This window comes from Streptomyces inhibens, from assembly GCF_003389455.1.
Lineage (GTDB): Bacteria > Actinomycetota > Actinomycetes > Streptomycetales > Streptomycetaceae > Streptomyces > Streptomyces inhibens.
In genome coordinates, this window is record NZ_QUAC01000148.1 from 66,652 (window position 1) to 86,314 (window position 19,663).

The following is a 19,663-nucleotide window of genomic DNA, read 5'->3' on the forward strand; positions in this document are numbered from 1 at the left end:
CGATCCACAAGGTGCGCAATAGTTCGCGAATCTCCTGGGCATTATGCATAGCGAGAGGACGGCATCGCCGGGCTATCTGTACATGATGACCATCGAAATCGAAGGAGCGGACGATGACGATCGATCATTTGGACGGGGCGCTGCTGGAGCTGCTCGCCCAGGAGCCGCGGATCGGCGTTCTGGAAGCGTCCCGGCGGCTGGGGGTGGCGCGCGGAACGGTCCAGGCCAGGCTCGACCGGCTTCAGTCGAATGGAGTGATCCGGGGCTTCGGGCCGGATGTGGACCCGGCGGCGATCGGCTATCCCGTGACCGCTTTCGCAACCCTGGAGATCAAACAGGGTCAAGGAAATGACGTACGGGCGCACTTGACGACCGTTCCCGAGGTGCTGGAGCTGCATACAACGACGGGACATGGGGACATGCTCTGCAGGCTCGTCGCCAGATCCAACGCCGATCTACAGCGGGTGATCGACCGGGTTGTGGGCTTTGATGGGATTGTGCGGGCATCAACGGCGATCGTCATGGAAAATCCGGTTCCGTTGCGGATCATCCCGCTGGTGAAGCAGGCATCGGGAGACTGACCGGCCAACCGAGGAGAGCGACGGGTGAGCTTCTGGGAGTACGTCGGCAGTCGGCACGCGCAGCTGCTGACGGATACGTATCAGCACGCCAGCGCGGTCTTCCAGTGCATGGTGATCGCCACCCTGCTGGGGGTCTTCCTCGGCGTCGTCACCTACCGCAGCGAATGGGCGGGCAATCTCGCCACCACCACGACCGCCACCGTCCTGACCATCCCCTCGCTGGCCCTGATCGGTCTGCTGATCCCGATCGTCGGCCTCGGCGTCGCCCCGACGGTCATCGCGCTGACCCTGTACGGGCTGCTGCCGGTCGTCCGTAACGCCATCGTCGGGCTGCGCGGGGTGGATCCGGCGCTGGTCGACGCGGCCAAGGGCATCGGGATGTCGCGCCTGGCCCGGCTCTTCCGCGTCGAACTTCCGCTCGCCTGGCCGCCGATCCTCACCGGCATCCGGGTCGCCACCCAGATGCTGATGGGCATCGCCGCCATCGCCGCGTTCGCCTCCGGCCCCGGCCTGGGCAATGAGATCTTCCGCGGTATCGCCTCGCTGGGCAGCGCCAACGCGCTCAATCAGGTGCTCGCGGGCACCCTCGGAATCGCCATCCTCGCCCTCCTGTTCGACGCCGTGTACGTCCTGATCGGACGCCTGACCATCTCCAGGGGGATCCGTGCCTGAGACGCCCGAGACCCGCGCCACCACCGGCGCGCGCATCCATCTGGAGAACCTGACGAAGGTCTACGCGGGCAGCCCCAACCCCGCGGTGGAGAACGTCAATCTGGAGGTCAAGGCCGGCGAGATCGTGATCTTCGTGGGGCCCTCGGGCTGCGGAAAGTCCACCACCCTGAAGATGATCAACCGGCTGATCGAGCCGACGTCCGGGCGGATCCGGATCGGCGACGAGGACGTCACCGACATGGACCCGGTCAAGCTGCGCCGCAAGATCGGCTACGCCATCCAGGCCTCCGGCCTCTTCCCGCACATGACGGTCGCCCAGAACATCGCGCTGGTGCCCAAGATGATCGGCTGGTCCAGGACGAAGATCAAGAACCGGGTCGAGGAGATGCTCGACCTGGTCGGCCTGGACCCGGCCGAGTTCCACGGCCGCTATCCGCGCCAGCTCTCCGGCGGCCAGCAGCAGCGGGTCGGCGTGGCCCGCGCGCTCGCCGCCGACCCGCCCGTCCTGCTGATGGACGAGCCGTTCGGCGCCGTCGACCCGATCACCCGCGACCACCTCCAGGACGAACTGATCCGGCTCCAGCACGAGCTGCACAAGACCATCTGCTTCGTCACCCATGACTTCGACGAAGCCATCAAGATCGGCGACCGGATCGCGGTGCTCCGCGAGCGCTCGCACATCGCCCAGTTCGACACCCCCGAAGCCATCCTCACCAACCCCGCGGACGACTTCGTCTCCGGCTTCGTGGGCGCCGGAGCGGCGTTGAAGCGGCTGAACCTCACCCGCGTACGGGACGTCGGCGTCGTCGACTTCCCCACCGCCGGGGTCGACGACCCGTTGCAGTCCATCTTCGACCGGCTGCGCTCCAGCTCCCACAACGAACTGCTGCTGCTGGACCGCAACCGCCGGCCGTACAAATGGCTGCGCCGCGGCGATCTGTCCCTCGCCAAGGGCTCGCTGGCACGGGCCGGCACCCTGGTCGCCGACACGGTCACCCGGGACGCCACGCTGCGCGACGCGCTGGAGGCGGTGCTCACCGACAACGCCGGCCGGGTCGCGGTCACCGGGCGGCGCGGCGAGTACATCGGTGTGGTCGACATGGAGACGCTGATGAACAACGTCCATGAACTCCTGGAGGCGGACCGCCTGGAGGCCGCCGAGCATCAGCACGAGCTCCAGGAGCAGCGCGCCCGCCAGATGCAGCTGGAACAGGAGGGCCTGCACGGCACGGGCGGCGCCGAAGGCGGCCGAGGGGTCACGGCATGAGCCCCCGCGACGGGAGCGGCGGGCCGCGGCGCGAGCGCCCGCCGGGCGACCACGAAGCGCTGGCCTTCCGCGACACCGTCGAGATGGAGCAGCGGGAGCTGGCGTCCGGTGAGGCGCCCACCCCGTCCGCCGCCCCCGGCGAGCGCCGGATCAGCTGGCAGAAGTGGACCTTCATGCCGGCCTTTCTGCTCGCCGCGCTGCTGGCCACCTGGCTGTGGTTCCGCGGGGCGCGCCTGGACTCGATCGCCCATCAGGCGGTGGACAACGGCAAGGTGTGGCTGGCGCTGCGCCAGCACATCGCGCTCACCGCGATCTCCACCGTCTTCGTACTGATCATCGCGATCCCGCTGGGCATCGCGCTGACCCGGTCCAAGCTGCGCCGGGCCACTCCGCTCGCGATGGCCATCGCCAACCTCGGCCAGGCCGTACCGGCCCTGGGTCTGCTGGTCCTGCTGGTGATCTGGCTGGGCATCGGCGCCCGCTCGGCGATCGTCGGCATGGTCATCTACGCCGTGCTGCCGGTCCTCGCCAACACCATCGCCGGGCTGCGCGGCATCGACCCGACGCTCACCGAGGCGGCCCGCGGTATCGGGATGTCCCCCACCGGCGTGCTGACCAAGGTCGAGCTCCCGCTGGCCGTACCGCTGATCCTGGCCGGTGTGCGCACCGCGCTGGTGCTGAACGTCGGCACCGCGACGCTGGCCACCTTCGGCGGGGGCGGCGGCCTCGGCGATCTGATCTCCGCGGGCATCGTCACCCAGCGGATGCCCGTACTGATCCTCGGTTCCGTGCTGACCGTGACGCTCGCCCTGCTGGTCGAATGGCTGGCCTCGCTCGCCGAACTGCTGCTGCGGCCGCGCGGCCTGGAGGTGGCCGCATGAGGCCGCTTCGGCGGCCGGCCGCCCTGCTCGCCGCCGCGCTGCTGGCCACCGTCGCGCCCGGCGGATGCGGCCTGGTCAGCGGCAGCGCGATGACCGACAACGTGAAGCCCGGACCGGCGGCCGGCTACCCCGACCGTCCGCTCACCGGGGCGCAGCTGACCGTGACCTCGAAGGAGTTCACCGAGCAGATCGTCCTCGGCCAGATCATGGGCATCGTCTTCGAGGCGGCCGGCGCCAAGGTCATCGACAAGACCAGCATCCAGGGGTCGATCGGCGCGCGGGAAGCCGTCAAGTCCGGCACGGCGGACGCCGCGTACGAGTACACCGGCACCGGCTGGATCACCTACCTCGGCCACACCAAACCGGTCGTGGACCCGCAGGAGCAGTGGAAGGTGGTCCGGGACGAGGACCGGAAGAACGGCATCGTCTGGCTGCCGGCGTCGACGCTGAACAACACCTACGCGCTGGCGCTGAACACCGCCAACCAGAAGCGGCTGGGCGTACGCAATCTCTCGGACGTCGCGGCGCTGTCGAAGAAGAACCCCGGCGCCGTGACGATGTGCGTGGAGAACGAGTTCGCCACCCGCAACGACGGTCTGCCGGGCATGGCGCGGGCCTACGGCATGCAGGTGCCGTCCTCCAATGTCCGCAAGATGACCGGCGGCGTCGTCTACACCGAGACGGAGAACGGCACCTGTGCGCTGGGCGAGGTCTTCACCACGGACGGCCGGATCAAGGCGATGAATCTGCACGTCCTGGCCGACGACAAGCACTTCTTCCCCAACTACAACGTGGCCCCGGAGATCAACGCCAAGGCCCTGAAGAAGTACCCGGCCATCGCCGAGGTCCTGGCCCCGGTCACCAAGGCCCTCAACAACACCGTCGCCCAGGAGCTGAACCGCAAGGTCGACGTGGAGGGCCAGGACCCGCACGACGTCGCCAAGAACTGGCTGCTGAAGGAGGGCTTCATCAAGGAGGGGTGAGGGGGCCGGCCGGACCCGGCGGGCGGGTGCCCGGCGCCGGTTCGGCGGCCGGCTCTCAGCAGCTGGGGACCTTGCCCCCGGTGCGCAGCGCCTTCAGGGCGTCCACCGCGCCGTCGAGCGTCGAGACGGGGACCAGCCGCATCCCGTTCGGCAGCTCCGCCCGGGCATCCGCGCACTCCTTACGGGGCACGAGGAAGACCGAGGCGCCGTCGCGGCGCGCGGCCTGCGTCTTGAGCGGGACACCGCCGACCGCGCCGACCTTGCCGCCGGCGCTGATGGTGCCGGTGCCGGCGATGGTCCGGCCGCCGGTCAGGTCGTGGCCCGCGCCGTCACCGTCCAGCTTGTCGACGATGCCCAGGGCGAACATCAGCCCGGCGCTCGGCCCGCCGACGTCCGCGAGGCTCAGCTTGACCTTGATGTCCTTCTCGGACTTGTTGAGCTGCCCGAGCGCGGCCGAGGTGGCGGTGTCCTGGGACTCCTTCATCTGCTTCGCGTTGTGCTCGGCGATCTCCTCGGTGTTGTTGCCCACCGGGTAGACCGCCTCCCGCGGCATCACGGCCTCATCGGTGTGGAACCAGCCCCGGACGATGTCCGGCAGACGGACGGAGGCGTCCGGGCCGGTGGCGACGATCGAGGTCATCCGCAGCTCGCCGCTCGTCCTGCGGGTCTCGGCGCCGGTGATGGTGATCACCGGCTTGCCCTTGTCCTCGCCGAGGACGTTCGCCGTCATGCCCGGGTATGCCACCGAATACGGCAGCGGGGCGAGGGCCACGGTGACGAGGAGGGCGAGGACGAGGGCGGTGCAGACCGCCAGGGCGCGAGCGCGTGAGGACACCCCGCCACCCTAATTGACCCCCGCCTCACCAGGGCCTTACGGCGCTGCGACCTCACCACACGGCCACGGCCCCTTCACACCCCGGGGCCTCACCGCACGGCGACGGCCCCATCGGCGCCATCGGCCCCAAGCCTCACCGCAGCGCCTCGGACACCTCCCGGGCCGCGTCGACCACCCGCGGCCCGATCCGCTCCGAGACGGTGTCCGCGAGCATCACCACGCCCACGCTGCCCTCGATGCCGCTCACCCCGAGCAGCGGTGCCGCGGCCCCGCTCGCGCCGGCCTCCAACTCCCCGTGCGTCAGGGCGAGTCCGGCGTCCTGGGTGCGGCCCTGCCGGGCCTTGAGGATCGCCCGTCCGGCGGCCCCGCGGTCCAGCGGATGACGGAAACCGGCCCGGTAAGCCACGTGGTAGTCGGTCCAGGTCGGCTCCACGACGGCGACGGCCAGTGCCTCCGTGCCGTCGACGAGGGTGAGATGCGCGGTGGCCCCCACGTCCTCGGCGAGCGAGCGCAGCGCGGGCAGTGCGGCCTCTCTGACCAGCGGATGCACCTGACGGCCCAGGCGCAGCACCCCCAGGCCGACCCGGGCCCGGCCACCGGTGTCGCGGCGCACCAGGGCGTGCTGTTCCAGCGTCGCCAGCAGACGGTAGACGACGGTGCGGTTGACACCGAGCTTGTTGGACAACTCGGTGACGGTCAGCCCGTGGTCGGTGTCGGCGAGAAGTTTGAGGACGCGCAGCCCTCGGTCGAGTGTCTGGGAGGTCTCTGCGGTCACGACGCCCCTCCTGGGTGAGTGGCGGCACTCGGACGCAACGCGCTGCGAGTCCCGGAGCAGCGCGCGCTAGAGGCCGCCGGCCGCATGGCACCGGCTGCGCTCCGCGGCGGCGCTGCCACGGGGCGTGTGCGTGACCGGGACAGTAGCGAGCCAGTCCGGTCAGCGGAAGAGTCCGTCCAGAATCCGGTCTTTCCCGCCCGGAATATCCCCATTGGTCCACTCAATGGCGTCAACTTGCGCTTCAGCGAGGGCTATGGCGTGACCCCGCCGTGACGGGAACGGGCGAACGTGACACAGGTGGCGCCCCGCCAAAAGCGGGGCGCCACCTGACGCGTCGACGGCTCACCTCACCGCATCCGGGTGGCCCACTCCCGTACCTTCTTGATCCGCTCGCTGAGCTGCCCGGCGGTGGCCTCCGCGCTCGGCGGTCCGCCGCACACCCGCCGCAGCTCGGTGTGGATCACGCCATGCGGCTTCCCGCTCTGGTGGACATACGCCCCCACCAGCGTGTTCAGCTGCTTCCTGAGCTCCAGCAGCTCCTTGTGCGTGACCACGGGCCGCCGCTCGGCCGGCATCTCCAGCAGGTCCGCCTCGGAGTCCGGCTTCTTCCTGCTGTGCGCGATCTGCCGGGCCTGCCGCTTCTGCAGCAGCATCTGCACCTGGTCCGGCTCCAGCAGTCCGGGGATGCCGAGGTAGTCCTGCTCCTCCTCGCTGCCCGCGTGCGCCTGCATACCGAACTCGGCACCGTCGTAGAGCACCCGGTCGAAGACCGCCTCCGACTCCAGCGCCTCGAACGAGAACTGCTCCTGCTCCCCGGTGTCCTCGTCCTGCTCCTTGTTCGCCTCCTCCATCTCCTTCTCGGATTCGGCGTAGGGGTCTTCCTCCCCGTCCTTCTTCGGCTTGTCGAGCACATGATCGCGCTCGACCTCCATCTCATTGGCGAAGCCGAGCAGCATCGGGACGGTGGGCAGGAACACCGAGGCCGTCTCGCCGCGCTTACGGGACCGTACGAAGCGGCCCACGGCCTGCGCGAAGAACAGCGGCGTGGAGATCGTCGTGGCGTACACCCCCACCGCCAGCCGCGGCACGTCGACGCCCTCGGACACCATCCGCACCGCGACCATCCAGCGGTCCTGTGAGTCCGAGAAGTCGTCGATGCGCTGCGAGGCGCCGGAGTCGTCGGACAGGACGAGGGTGGCGCCCTGCCCGGTGATTTCCCGGATCAGCTTGGCGTATGCGCGCGCCTGCTCCTGGTCGGAGGCGATCACCAGCGCCCCGGCGTCCGGGATGGACTTACGGACCTCGGTCAGCCGCTGATCGGCGGCGCGCAGCACATTCGGCATCCAGTCGCCGCGCGGATCCAGCGCCGTACGCCAGGCCTGCGAGATCGCGTCCTTGGTCATCGGCTCGCCGAGCCGGGCCGCGATCTCGTCGCCGGCCTTCGTCCGCCAGCGCATATTGCCGCTGTAGGAGAGGAAGATGACCGGGCGCACGACGCCGTCGCCCAGCGCGTTCCCGTATCCGTACGTGTAGTCGGCCGAGGACCGCCGGATCCCGTCGTTGCCCTCCTCGTACGTCACGAACGGAATCGGGTTGGTGTCGGACCGGAAGGGCGTACCGGTGAGCGCGAGCCGCCGGGTGGCCGGCTCGAAAGCCTCCAGACACGCCTCGCCCCACGACTTCGAGTCACCGGCGTGGTGGATCTCGTCGAGGATCACCAGTGTCTTGCGCTGTTCGATCCGGTTGCGGTGCAGCATGGGCCGTACGCCCACACCGGCATAGGTGATCGCGACGCCGTGGTACTCGCGGCCCAGTGGCCCCGCGCTGTACTCCGGGTCGAGCTTGATCCCTATCCGGGCCGCGGCCTCCGCCCACTGCTTCTTCAGATGCTCGGTCGGTGCGACGACCGTCACCTGCTGCACGACGTGGTGGTGCAGCAGCCACGAGGCGAGCGTGAGCGCGAATGTCGTCTTGCCGGCCCCCGGTGTCGCGACGGCGAGGAAGTCTCTCGGCTGGGTCTGGATATAGCGGTCCATGGCCGCCTGCTGCCAGGCACGCAGCTTGTTCGCGGTACCCCAAGGGGCCCGCCCCGGAAAAGCCGGGGACAGGTGATGGTTGTTGGTGGCGCTGGTGGTGGTAGTCACGGTCTCCGTCGGCTGAACTCGGCGATCGGCAACCGCGTCAGCCTACCGGTGCGCCGGTTCACGCTCCGGGGTTACAGCGCCGGGTCACCCGGGGGTGGGACTGAGGTCACATCACATCACGTCGTGCGGAGCCCTCGGCCGCCGGGCGCGAGGCACGGCACCCCGCCTCACGCCCCCTTGGGCCGCAACCGGCCCGCCACCCCCGCGCCGACCGCCGCGACCACCGCCATCGCCGCGAACACGGCCGCGAAGGCCGCCGGATGGCTCGCCGAGGCGGCGGCAGTGGTGGCCGCCGGGCCGTTCGCCGCGATCGAACCGCCGCCGAAGGCGACGAACAACACACCGCCGATACCGACAAAAGTGACATTCCCTAGCGCATCCGACATCTGTAGGGACGCGGAGTTGCTGCCGGCTTCCTCAGGACGGGACAGCTTCAGCAGCAGTACGCCGCCGCTGGAGATGTTCAGGCCCATGCCGAAGCCGCCGACCGTCCAGGCCACCGCCACGATCCCGGCCGGTACCCCGTCGATCAGGGCCAGCGGCACCATGACGATGGCCGCCGCGAGCAGGACCATGCCCAGGCCCATCAGCCGCTCCCGGTAGGGCTCCAGGCGCGGCCGGCTCTGGACGTACGAGCCGAGCGCCCAGGTCAGTCCGCCGCCGGTCAGGGAGAGGCCGGCGAGGGTCGCGGACAGTCCGCGCTGGGTGACCAGCATCAGCGGGATGAAGCTCTCGGCGGCGACCATCGCCCCGGCGGCCAGGCCGCGCATCAGCACGACGGCCGGCAGGCCGCGCGCCGCCCGGAACGTGCCACGGGGCAGCAGCCGCACAATGCCCGGCGCCAGCAGCGCCAGTCCGGCGGCCGCGGGCAGCAGCGCGAGCCAGGTCGGGTGCTGGCCCGCGTACTGCACCAGACATGCGCCCACGGCGACGGCCAGCGCGAGCAGACAGCGCCGGCTGCCCAGGACGTGCCGCACTCCGGCGCGCGCACCCGGCTGTGTACGCGGCAGCTTGCGCAGCGCCGGCAGCATCACCGCGAGCGGCAGCAGTATCAGTACGGGGATGGAGAGGAAGACCCAGCGCCAGCCGAGCTGTTCGGTGACGGTTCCGGCGACCAGCGGACCGACGATCACCGGCACCACCCAGGCCGCCGAGAACGACGCCATGATCGACGGGCGCAGCCGCTCGGGGTAGGCCCGGCCGACGACGACATACAGCGAAACCACCACCAGCCCGCCGCCGATGCCCTGCACCCCGCGGCCCGCGATGAACATCCCCATGGTCCGGGCGCCGCCCGCGATCAGCAGCCCCGCCCCGAACGCGGCGATCCCGGTGAACAGCGGGGCCAGCGGACCACGCCGGTCGCTCCACTCGCCCGAGAGCGCCATCGCGAACAGGCTCGCGGTGAAGAAGGCGGAGAAGGCGAAGGCGTAGCTGCCGATGCCGTCCAGGGCGCGTGCGGCGACCGGCATCGCGGTGTTCACGGCGCTGGCCTCGAAGGCGACGAGCGAGACGACCGAGATGATGCCGAGGGTCAGGGCACGGTGGGTCCGGCTCAGGACGCCGTCGGTGGTGGTGGCGCCGGCGTGGGCGTGGGCGTCGATTTCGGTGGCGGTGTCGGTGGCCGTGGCGACGTAGGTGGTGTCGGTGGCCGTGGCGACGTAGGTGGTGTCGGCGTCCGTGGCGACGTAGGTGGTGTCGGCGTCCGTATCGGCACCAGCGCCGGAACCGACGTCGGCGCCGGTGTCCGTGTCGTGGGGGCGGTCAGCGGTCATCGGGCCAGCGTAAGAGCCGTAGGGCGGCTGCGCCCCTGTCGGGAGACGGGGATCGGGTCGGTCGTCGGTCCTACGTCGTCGGCCCGCGCCGGCCCGCGCCCCCTCCTCCGCCGCATGCCGGGCGAGGGTCCGCGTCGGGCATGCTGAACCGTATGCCGCACTTCCATACGTACGACGACGCCGAGCTTCACTACCGCGTGCTCGGCCCGGCCGACTCGCCGCTGCCGCCCCTGGTGTGCCTGGCCGGCGGACCCGGGCGGGACGCCGCGTATCTGGGCGACCTCGGCGGCATGGCCGCGCACCGGCAGCTGATCATTCCGGACAGCCGGGGCACCGGCGCCTCGCCCGCCGCCGACGATCCGTCCCGGTACGCCTTTCCGCAGCTCGCCGAGGATCTGGAGGCGCTCCGCGCGCATCTGGGCCTGGAGCGGTTCGCTCTGCTGGCGCACAACGCGGGGGCCGCGGTCGCGCAGGCGTACGCGGCGGGCCGTCCGCAGCGGCTGACCCGGCTGGTGCTGGTCTGCCCCGGCTCCCGGCTGCAGGGCGAACTCCCGGACGACGCACGGGAGATCTTCGAGTCGCGGGCCCACGAGGAGTGGTGGCCGGAGGCCTCGGTGGCGGTGCAGCAGCTGATGGAGGCGTCCGATCTGAGCGAGGTGCGGGAGCTGCTGTTCGCCGCGGCGCCGCTCGGCTACGGGCGGTGGGAGGAGGCGCAGCGGGCCCATGCCGCCGCGGAGGGCGCGCAGTTGGGGCCGGTGCCGCGGGCCGGGTTCTGGCAGGGCGTGGACGAGCAGACGCGGCTGGCGCTGCTGGCCGGGCTGCGTGCGGTGCACTGCCCGGTGCTGGTGGTGACCGGAGACCGGGACGCGGTGTGCGGTATGCGGGCGGGCGAGCTGGTGGCCGCGTCGTTCCCGGACGCGCGGGTGCGGCCGCTGCACGCGGTGGGCCACTATCCGTGGGTGGACGAACCGGAGCTGTTCGGTCCGGTGGTGGAGGAGTTCCTGCACGCGGGCTGAGCCCGGCTGCCCGTGGCGCGCGGGTTGTCCCGGCGCCACCCGTGCGCGCGGGCTGTACCGGCCGCCCTTCGCTCCACCACAGCCACCACGGCCTGGTCGCCGTACGCGACACCCCACCGGACTCCTGACCAGCAGCCCCGGCCCAGCAGCCCCACGGGGACATTCATGAACCTCGCGTTGCCTCGTGTTGCCTCGTGTTGCAGCTTCATGGCAGCCCGCCCCGCACCCTTGCCGGGCCCCCCACCCCACGGCCTAGAGTCGGGAACGCACCGCAACCCGGCCGTGTGCCCGAGTGGTTTAGGGACTCGCCTGCAAAGCGAGTTACGTGGGTTCGATTCCCGCCACGGCCTCGATACACAGCACGTTCCCACGCTGCGCCCGATGGCAGCGTGACGGCCGTGTGAGGGACGGCGTGATCACCGCGCGATGACGGCGCGATGTGCCTGGAGGCGGCCCCAACACCCGTGGGGACCGCCTCCGGGCGCGCTCGCCGTCCGCGCGGACCTGCTGATTAGCGACGCCCACTGAGTACCGGCGCCCGCCGGTTGAGCACGCGTACTCAGCCGCCGCGCCGCTCCCCCGCCGATGATGGGCGTATGACCAACCCGCAGTACGGGCCGGCCTACACTCCCGGCCACCCGTTCGTCGCACCCGGCGCACCCGGCACGCCTGTCGCACCCGGCATGCCTCTCGCGCCCGTCGCTCCCGTCGCGCCCAAGAAGCCGGGCCACACGTTCGCGATCGTGGTCGCCGCGCTTCTGTGGGCGATCACGGGGCTTGCGCTCGCGCTGCTCGCCGTCGTCTTTGCCATGGTGGGCGTCTGGGGCCTGGCCTCCGGGTACTCCGGGACCGAGCTGCTGCGCGACGTGCTCAAGCTCGGCTTCTGGGCCGTTCTGGTGATCGCCGGGCTGGTGTCGCTGCTCTACGTCCCCGGATTCCGCCGGCTTCCGCTCCCGCACCGCCTCGCCGTGCTCGGTGCCCTGGCCTGCCCCCTCCCCTGCTTCTACGCCTTTCTGCTCTACAGCGGCTGAGCCTCGCGCGCCCGCCCCTCACCGGTCGGTGTGCAAGGGGGCCACGAAGCGGTAGATGTCCCCGGCCTCGCCCGTGTCCGTCGGGTGGCGGAGCTCCACCAGGGCCAGCGGGCGGTCCACCGGCTCACCCGTGTCGGGGTCGAAGGCGATATGGCCGCTGATGCCACGGACCCGGGACCGGCCGTTGGTCTGCTCCAGCATGGCCAGGACCATACGGGCGGTGACCTGGCGGGTGCCGTAGACGCCGACGGCGGTCCGGGCGGCCTTGCCGATGGCGTACGTGGCGTCATGGCCGAGCATCGCCTGGCCGCTGGCGAGGGCGGTGGTGGGTCCGCCGACCTCGTCGCGGTAGGCGCGCTCGAAGTCGGCGAACGGGCCGTTCTTGCCCTTGCCGTAGACCTTCTTGGATATCTCCGGGTGCGTGAAGGCCGTGTAGTAGACGGTCAGTTGGCTGTATTTCCAGCGCTGGGCGAGCTTGGCGAGCTCGGCGCGGTGCCGGTCGCCCCCGGTGTCGAAGTAGACGCCCAGCGCGCTGGAGCCGGAGAGCACCGTCGTACGGCAGTGCCGGCCGCCCTCACCGGCCGCTTCTATGAACCGGCGCAGCTCCCGGCCACGGCCGGCGAAATACACCGCGTCGGGCGGCTTCGGGTCATCGCAGACCTTGTCGGCGACCAGGGACAGCGCATTGCCCGCCGTGGCCTCCTCACCCTCGCCGGAGCGGAACGGTATGACCTCGTCGTCGACGTCCAGGCCCGCGCGCCGCGCCGCCGCGGAGAAGTCCTCGTAGAGGGAGGTGTTGTAGTCGTCCTTCTCGTTGCCGTCCCTGATGACCTGGACGCGGTAGCCGGGGTGGGTCCGCTGCTGCTCCTTGAGGTAGCCGGCGGCGGCCGCGGTCTGGTCGCGGTTGGGGAAGGAGACCCGGTAGAAGCCGGCCGTCGGGGAGCTCAGTCCGTCGGCCGCCACGGTCGCGCCGACCATCGGCAGTCCGGCGGCGCGCAGCCGCTTCACGGCGTTCATCGTCCGGTCGTTGCTCTGCCCGAAGCCGGCCACCGCGACGAGGTGTTCCTTGTCCTTCATCGCGATGAGCTGGTCGACGACCTGGCTCCAATGGCGGTCGCCGCCGCCCGTGTTGGCGAGCAGCAGCCGGATCTTGGGCAGTGTCGAGCGTTCGGCGTTCAGCGCGCGCTGGGCGAGGTAGGCGCCGCTGACGGCCTGCCGGGTGGCCTCCGGTCCGCGGTCCGCGGAGCCGCCCGACATGGCCTCGATGTAGGCGATGGCGACCGACGGCGCACCGGACTTGGCGACGTTGTCGTTCTCGGTGTGGATCTTGGCGCTCAGGCCGTGCATGTTCTCGAAGGTGTACGCACCGTCCGTGACGCCCACACACTCGCCCCCGGTCGCCTCGCGGACGCCGTCCCCGCACCGTCCGGCCGTGTCGATGATCCGTACGGCGGCGCCGACCAGGACCGCCACCACGACCAGCGCCGAGACGATCCACAGGCCCCAGCGCCGCGGCGGTCTGGGCGGTTCGAAGATGCGCGTGCTCACAGCCACGGCTCCTTTCCGTACTGCTTCGCCTTCCGCAGCAGCGCGGCGGTCCAGGGCACGGTGTCGGCGTGCACCGCGAGGGTGTGGAAGCGGGCCTGTATCTCGCCGTACAGCTCGGCGCCGGGATCGCCGAGCGGATCGCGATACGGATCGCCGACCCGGTCCGTACGGGGGTCGTCGGGCGGCTCGGGACCGATCCAGACCGCGGCGAGCAGCCGGGTGATGGTCCGCAGCCGCTGCTCCACGGCGCCGTCGTTGAGGTGGTCCACCAGCCGTTCGTAGCGCTCCCACAGCGGCTGGTCGAGGGCCCCGCCCACCTCGGCGAGCGGGGCGCGGCGCAGCCGGCACAGCTCGGCGCACCACTCCTCGGGCGTGATCCGGTCGAAGACGTCGTCCAGATAGGCGGCCGCCGCGGCCAGATCGCCGCCGGCCAGCGCGTGATAGGCCGCGGCGCTCTCGTCCCCGGCTGCGCTCGCGCGGTCCCGCAGAGCGGCATGCACCGCACTCAGCCCACGGATCCCAGCCGTCCCCTCACCACCGCCGTTTGCCGCCCCCGCCGCTCCCGACCCGGCGTCGGGCGCAGGCTCGGGGACCGCGGCGAGCCGCCGCAGCAACAGGAAACGCAGCAGCGGATGGGGCGTCTCCGTACGGCCGTCGGACTCCTCGTCGCCGCTGTCGAGGTGCATGGTGCGCAGCACGTCCGTGCAGAAGTCGTTGAACTCCTCCTGGATGCGGGCGCTCGACTCGTCCCACAGCGCCCGGCCGGCCTGCGTCTGGGCGAGGTCGACGGCAGCCGCTGCACGCGCCAGCGCCTGCGCCAGCTCACCGCTCGCATCTATCGGCAACAGCCGCTCCAGCAGGGCCTCGACGAGGTCCGAAGAGGGCTGCAGGACCTGCCGCAGCCGTGCCTCCCAACCGGTCTCGCCCGGGCACTCCAGAAGGGCCTCCAGCAGCTGTGCGGTGCCCGCCGGATGCCCGCGGGTGAGTTCATGCACCACCCAGCCCAGCCACTGCACACCGTTGTCGGCCGCCGGCACCGGCACCCGGCGGCCGGCGGACCGCAGCACCTCCTTGGCCTGCTGCTCGACCTCGTCCCGGGCCAGATCGCGCAGCCGGCCCACCACCAGCCCCTTGACGACCCGCTCCGGGACGAACTTCTCCTCCCCCGCCGGCCACCGGCCGGGCAGCGCGCCGTGCCGCCACGGGCCGCCGAAAACAAACCCCTCCAGCGCCGCCGGATAGCTGCCGGCGGTGGCCAGCACCAGCAGCGGATCGGGCACCCCGGCCTTCCTCCGGGCGTCCAACAGCGCTTTCAGGAAGTCGTTGCCCAGCGGACTGTCGACGTTGTCCAGCAGCACCAGACACTGCGTCGTACGCCGCTTGTCGCCGCCGCGGGAGCCGTAGGCCCGGCGCAGGTCGTCCAGGAAGGCGTCGAAGAGCACCGCCTCGGCCCGCTGCCGCTCGGCCTCCTCGCGGTCGCCGTAGCGCTGGTTCAGGTCGATCAGGAAGCCGTCGACGGAACCGCCGCCACGGCTGCGCCGCCCGATACGCGCCAGCCGCCAGCGCACCCGCAGCCGCGCCCAGTGGCGCTGCCACTCCGGCAGCAGGGGCAGCGCGGCGGTCACCGCCGTCGGGGCGCCCAGGACCGTCGCGGCGTAGGTGGCCAGCTGGTTGATGACCTCCGTGCGGCTGCCGGGCGGCCCGACCAGCGCCGCCTCCATCTGCCGTACGGCGGCGTCCCGGTCGGCCGCGTCCATCCGGGCCGCGACGGCGATCGTCAGCAGGCCGAAGGCCGGGAACCGCAGCCGCGCGAAGTCCTTCTTCTTCTCGTTGAGCTGGAAGACCAACGCGGCCAGCACATCGATCGGTTTACGGCCCTCCTGCCCCAGCGCCGCCAGATCGAGGCGCGCCACCGGCGCCCGCCGGGCCCAGTCCGCCAGATGCCGCAGCACCGTCGTCTTGCCGCTGCCGCGCGGCCCCAGCAGCAGCGTGGCAGCCAGCTCCGGCCGGCTTCCCGGCCTGCGTACCAACAGCTCCTGGACGTACCGCTCCACGGCCCGGTCCCGCCCTGATTCCCCCGCCCATTCCTGCGGCATCCCGCTCCCCCTCGGCCTCGCGCTCCCCACGCTCCCCACGGCCGGTCGGCTCTCACTCCGGCCGCCCCAGGATCCTCCAATTCCCGTCCACCGCAAGCACTTTGACCCCATCAGGCCACTTCCCTCCCCTCCCGCGGCGCCCCCTCGCGCACTGAAAATCACCGTAAGTGACGCCACTGACAATTCCCGTGACGGAGGGTGGATGAGGCACGCGGCGGTGGGTGAGGCGCATCGCGGTGGGTGAGGCGCATCGCGGTGGGTGAGGCGCATCGCGGTGGGTGAGGCACGCGGCGGTGGGTGAGGCGCACGGCCGTGCGTGAGGCGCACGCCGGTGGATGAGGCGCACGGCGGGTGACTGCACCTACACCCGCCACATACACCCGCCCACCCCCCGAAGGGGGGTGGGCGGAGGGGAAACAACAAGGGGGGCGGAGGGGAAACAACAGGGGGGCGCGGAGGGCCGGGGCGCGGAGGGCCGGGGCGCGGAGGGGAAACAACAGGGGAATGCCCCGCGGGAAAAACGGGGGGACGCCCCGCGGAAAACCTATCCCGCCGCCACCCCGCCCTACTGCTGCGCCCCCTGTGCCACCGCCGCCTGCGGGCGGATGGGCAGGCGGCCGATGGGGCGGCCGGTGGCGGCGCGGACCGCGGAGGCCACGGCGGCCGGGGAGGTGACGACCGGGACCGCGCTGGCGGGCTTGGCGCCGAAGGGGGCGATCACATCGCGCTCCTCGACGAGCTTGACGATGCGGATGTCCGGGGCGTCCAGCGCGGTCGGCAGTGCGTAGCCGGTCAGGTCGGGGTGCCGGACCTGGCCGCGGGTGGTGCGCAGGTTCTCCATCAGGGCGGCACCCAGGCCCTGGGTGACACCGGCCTCGATACGGGCCCGCAGCTGGCGGGGGTTGAGCACCCGGCCCACGTCCTGGGCGACGGTCATCTCCACGACCCGGATGGTGCCCAGCTCGATGTCGACATCGGCGACGCAGCGGATCGCGCAGAAGGCGAGGCCGACGAACGCATCGCCCTGGCCGCCGTCGTCCAGCGGCTCGGTCGGATGCGGGCGGCACTGGGCGGTGGCCCACAGCTCCTTGCCGTCCAGCGCCTCGGCGACCGTGGTGCTGAGCACCCCGTCGTAGGAGGTGATCTTGCCGTCGTTGATCTGCAGCAGCTCGGTGGACATACCGAACTTGTGGGCCAGCGGCTGGAGGAGCTGCGTACGGACCATCTTCGCGGCGCGCTCGATGGCGCCGCCGGAGACCCAGGTGTGCCGACCGTGGCAGGCCGGGCCGGCCGGCGGCTGGTCGGTGTCGACGCCGGCGACATGCACCTCTTCGACGCCGAGCGTCTCCTGCACGATCTGCCGCGCCAGGGTGGAGAACCCGGAACCGGTCTCGACGGCGGCGCAGATGACGGTGGCGACCGAGCCGCTGACCTTGACGGTGGCGGTGGAGACCTCGTCGGTGCCCTCCGCGCCGAGCATGTGCACCATGCCCAGCGCATAACCGACACCGCGGCGCACCGCGCCCGGCTCGCCCGCGCCCTCGGGGCCGCCCGGCAGCAGCCACTCCGCTTCGGGGGCGTCCTTGGGCAGCTCGGGAAGGGGTGCTTCCTTTACGGCGCACAGAAGTTCGGCGACCGGGGCCGGGCAGGTCACCGTCTGCCCCGTGGGGAGCAGATCGCCGGTGGCCATGATGTTGCGCAGCCGGATCTCGTCGGGCTCCATGCCCAACCGGGCGGCCAGCTTGTCCATCTGGCCCTCGTAGGCGGCGCAGACCTGCATGGCGCCCTCGCCGCGGACATGGCCGGACGGCGGGTTGTTGGTGCGCACCGCCCAGCCGTCGACGACCGCGTGCGGAACGACGTACGGGCCGCAGGAGAAGGAGACCGCGGCGGCCAGCGCATCGGCGGAGGTGTCCGCGTAGGCGCCGGCGTCCATCAGGATCTGCGCCTCCACCTTGACCAGCTTGCCGTCGGCGTCCGCGTGGTGGCGGTAGCGCAGCAGCGTGGGGTGGCGGTGGGCGTGCGAGAGGAAGGACTCCTCACGGGTGGCGGCGAGCTTGACGGGGCAGCCCGTACGCAGCGCCAGCAGGCCGAGCGCGAGCTGGATGCCGGGGTCCTCGCGGTCGGCGGTGGCGCCGGGGACGCCGGTCACCACGACCTTGACCTGCTCGGGGTCCAGACCGAAGGAGGCGGCGGCCAGATCGCGGTCGGTGTGCGGGTCCGTGGAGGCGGTGTAGATCTCCACGCCGCCATCGGGGCGCGGCACCGCGAGCCCGGCCTCGGCCCCGATGGGGGCCGGGTCCTGGCGGCCGATCCGGTAGAGCCCCTCGACCATCACCTCACCGACCACGTCGGCGTCGCCGAAGCGGAGCGGGATGTGCCGGATGAGGTTGCCGTCCGGGTGCAGCGGCTCCGCCTCGAAGGCGAGTTGGGGGTCGGTGACGGCCTCCAGGACCTCGTACTCGACGGCGATGGCGGCGGCGGCGAGACGTGCGGTGTCGGGGTGGTCGGCGGCCACCGCGGCGATCGGCTCGCCGTGGTGGCGGACCTCGTCCTTGGCGAATACGGGGCGGTCGGCGGTACCCCGGCCGTGCCCCGCGTCACCGGGGACGTCCTCGTGCGTGACGACGACGCGTACGCCGGGCATCTCCACCGCGTGCTTGGTGTCGATGGACAGGATCCGCGCGCGGGGGTGCGGTGAGCGCAGCACCGCCGCCCACAGCAGCCCCTCGGCCCACAGGTCGGCGGCGTACGGGAAGGTGCCCTCGGTCTTGGCCGGTGCGTCGGCGGGCGGCAGCGAGACGCCCAGGCCGTGCGGCGGCGGCTCGACGGGGATCTGGACGCCCGCCGCGGGGGTCGCGGTGACGGCACCTGCGCCATCGGACGAGCCAGTCATGCCGAGCCTCCCGTTTGCGGATCCTGGTCGTGCGGGGCGTGGCCCGTGGGGTCGGCAGGGCCCGCCTGGTGGGGGATACGGGCGGTGTCCGCCGGCGCCGTCCCTTCCGGGTCGTCGGCCGCGTAGTCCGCCGGGGCGTAGGCGGCCTCCGCGGCCTCCGTGCGGGCCTTGACGACCTCGTCGACGGCGTCCAGCACGCCCCGGTAGCCGGAGCAGCGGCAGAGGTTGCCGCACAGCGCCTTACGGGTCTCCAGCTCGCTGGGGGCGTGGTTGCCCTCCAGGAGGTCGTGCACCGTCATCGCCATTCCGGGGACGCAGAAGCCGCACTGCACCGCTCCGGACGCGGCGAGCGCGCGCTGCACGTCGGAAGGCACGCCGTTCTGCGCGAGCCCCTCGACCGTACGGACCTCACTGCCGGCCGTAGTGGCCGCGGGCACCAGGCAGGAGGCCACCAGCCGCCCGTCCACCTGGACGGAGCAGGCCCCGCACTCGCCCTGCGAGCAGCCGTCCTTGGCGCCGGCCAGGCCGAGGCGCTCGCGCAGCACGTAGAGCAGCGACTCGCCGATCCAGGCGTCGGTGACCGGCCGGTCGATGCCGTTCACGCGCAGGACGTAGGAGGCGGCGGGGTGTTCGTCGTAGGCGTCGATGCCGGGGTCGGCGGCGGACGCGTCGATGGCCGGTTCGAGGTCGGCGGGGGCCTCGGTGCCGGTGGTCTCCGCGCCGCCGTCGGGGGCGCCGGCGGAGTCGCTGTCGCTGTCGGCCGTGTCGGTGGGGGCCTCGGTGCCGGTGGGGCCGTCGAGGTCCGTGGGCTCGCCGGGACCAACGGGCGCGCCGGGCTCACTGTGCACGACGGCGCCTGCGGGCTCGGCACGCTCAACGGGCGCGCCGGGTTCGGCGGTGTCCACAGGGACGTCCGCGGCGCCGTCGGCGCCCTGCCCATGGGACGAGACCTCAAGGGGCGCAACGGGCGAGGCGGGCCCGGCCGCGTCGCCGATCGCGAACTCCCCGGACTCCTCCGACTGTTCCCCTTCGGCCACCGGGATCGTCCACCCGCTCGCGCCTGCCGGCGCGTCCGCCCCGTCGGGGCCGGCCGCTGCCTGCTGCTGCGGGGCGTCGTCCTGCGGCTGCGCCGCCTCCGGGGCCGGCGGCCACTGCGCCAGCGC

The 19,663-nt window shown here is 72.0% G+C and carries 15 protein-coding genes and 1 tRNA gene; 8 read left to right on the plus strand and 8 right to left on the minus strand.

Translation table 11 applies throughout. From position 1 onward, the window contains the following. The first annotated feature begins 113 nt into the window (after positions 1-113). The 5 genes from DY245_RS19325 to DY245_RS19345 are packed head-to-tail and all read left to right on the plus strand — an operon-like array spanning position 114 to position 4,384. Positions 114-581 (plus strand): Lrp/AsnC family transcriptional regulator, encoded by a 468-nt coding sequence (locus tag DY245_RS19325; protein WP_128508497.1) that lies wholly within the window; start codon positions 114-116, stop codon positions 579-581. A 24-nt stretch (positions 582-605) separates the two neighbouring features. Next, positions 606-1,253: an ABC transporter permease gene (locus DY245_RS19330; protein ID WP_128508498.1), complete on the plus strand. Its 648-nt coding sequence runs from the start codon at positions 606-608 to the stop codon at positions 1,251-1,253. Continuing rightward, positions 1,246-2,520, plus strand: a complete 1,275-nt coding sequence (locus DY245_RS19335; protein ID WP_128508499.1) for an ABC transporter ATP-binding protein — start codon at positions 1,246-1,248, stop codon at positions 2,518-2,520. Before DY245_RS19330 ends, DY245_RS19335 begins: the two co-directional genes overlap by 8 nt. Further along, entirely contained in the window at positions 2,517-3,401 is an 885-nt protein-coding gene (locus tag DY245_RS19340; protein ID WP_128508500.1) for an ABC transporter permease, read from the plus strand. The genes DY245_RS19335 and DY245_RS19340 overlap by 4 nt, the downstream gene beginning before the upstream one ends. Then, positions 3,398-4,384 carry a glycine betaine ABC transporter substrate-binding protein gene (locus tag DY245_RS19345; protein ID WP_128508501.1) on the plus strand — a complete coding sequence of 329 codons (987 nt, stop codon included), beginning with the start codon at positions 3,398-3,400 and terminating at the stop codon, positions 4,382-4,384. Before DY245_RS19340 ends, DY245_RS19345 begins: the two co-directional genes overlap by 4 nt. A gap of 55 nt (positions 4,385-4,439) precedes the next feature. On the opposite strand, the gene DY245_RS19350 is transcribed toward DY245_RS19345, so the two are convergent. The 4 genes from DY245_RS19350 to DY245_RS19365 form a co-directional block, all read right to left on the minus strand. Next, positions 4,440-5,219 carry a S16 family serine protease gene (locus DY245_RS19350; protein ID WP_128508502.1) on the minus strand — a complete coding sequence of 260 codons (780 nt, stop codon included), beginning with the start codon at positions 5,217-5,219 and terminating at the stop codon, positions 4,440-4,442. Positions 5,220-5,352: 133 nt separating this feature from the next. After that, entirely contained in the window at positions 5,353-5,994 is a 642-nt protein-coding gene (locus DY245_RS19355) for an IclR family transcriptional regulator (protein WP_128508503.1), read from the minus strand. 347 nt (positions 5,995-6,341) lie between these two features. After that, a complete protein-coding gene (locus DY245_RS19360; protein ID WP_128508504.1) occupies positions 6,342-8,138 on the minus strand; it encodes a DEAD/DEAH box helicase in 1,797 nt (598 codons plus the stop codon). A 167-nt stretch (positions 8,139-8,305) separates the two neighbouring features. After that, complete coding sequence (locus tag DY245_RS19365; protein WP_244943125.1) at positions 8,306-9,913, minus strand: MFS transporter; 1,608 nt, start codon at positions 9,911-9,913, stop codon at positions 8,306-8,308. A 152-nt stretch (positions 9,914-10,065) separates the two neighbouring features. On the opposite strand from DY245_RS19365, the gene DY245_RS19370 reads away from it, so the two are divergent. The 3 genes from DY245_RS19370 (at position 10,066) to DY245_RS19380 (ending at position 11,960) form a co-directional block, all read left to right on the plus strand. Beyond that, positions 10,066-10,929 carry an alpha/beta fold hydrolase gene (locus DY245_RS19370; protein WP_128508518.1) on the plus strand — a complete coding sequence of 288 codons (864 nt, stop codon included), beginning with the start codon at positions 10,066-10,068 and terminating at the stop codon, positions 10,927-10,929. Positions 10,930-11,207: 278 nt separating this feature from the next. Then, a tRNA-Cys gene (locus DY245_RS19375) sits at positions 11,208-11,279 on the plus strand. Between the two features lie 246 nt (positions 11,280-11,525). Beyond that, positions 11,526-11,960 carry a hypothetical protein gene (locus DY245_RS19380; RefSeq protein ID WP_128508505.1) on the plus strand — a complete coding sequence of 145 codons (435 nt, stop codon included), beginning with the start codon at positions 11,526-11,528 and terminating at the stop codon, positions 11,958-11,960. Positions 11,961-11,978: 18 nt separating this feature from the next. Here DY245_RS19380 and DY245_RS19385 read toward each other — a convergent pair whose 3' ends face one another. The 4 genes from DY245_RS19385 to DY245_RS19400 all read right to left on the minus strand — a co-directional run. After that, on the minus strand, positions 11,979-13,508 hold the full coding sequence (locus tag DY245_RS19385; RefSeq protein ID WP_128508506.1) for an ABC transporter substrate-binding protein: 1,530 nt from the start codon (positions 13,506-13,508) through the stop codon (positions 11,979-11,981). Further along, positions 13,505-15,604 carry an ATP-binding protein gene (locus DY245_RS19390; RefSeq protein ID WP_128508507.1) on the minus strand — a complete coding sequence of 700 codons (2,100 nt, stop codon included), beginning with the start codon at positions 15,602-15,604 and terminating at the stop codon, positions 13,505-13,507. Before DY245_RS19390 ends, DY245_RS19385 begins: the two co-directional genes overlap by 4 nt. A 565-nt stretch (positions 15,605-16,169) precedes the next feature. Next, the gene (locus DY245_RS19395) at positions 16,170-18,500 is read right to left on the minus strand and encodes a xanthine dehydrogenase family protein molybdopterin-binding subunit (RefSeq protein ID WP_128508508.1); all 2,331 of its coding nucleotides are present in this window, start codon (positions 18,498-18,500) and stop codon (positions 16,170-16,172) included. Further along, positions 18,497-19,663: 2Fe-2S iron-sulfur cluster-binding protein (locus tag DY245_RS19400; protein WP_244943126.1), on the minus strand; the 1,167-nt coding region annotated here is incomplete at its 5' end. The genes DY245_RS19395 and DY245_RS19400, both read right to left, overlap by 4 nt.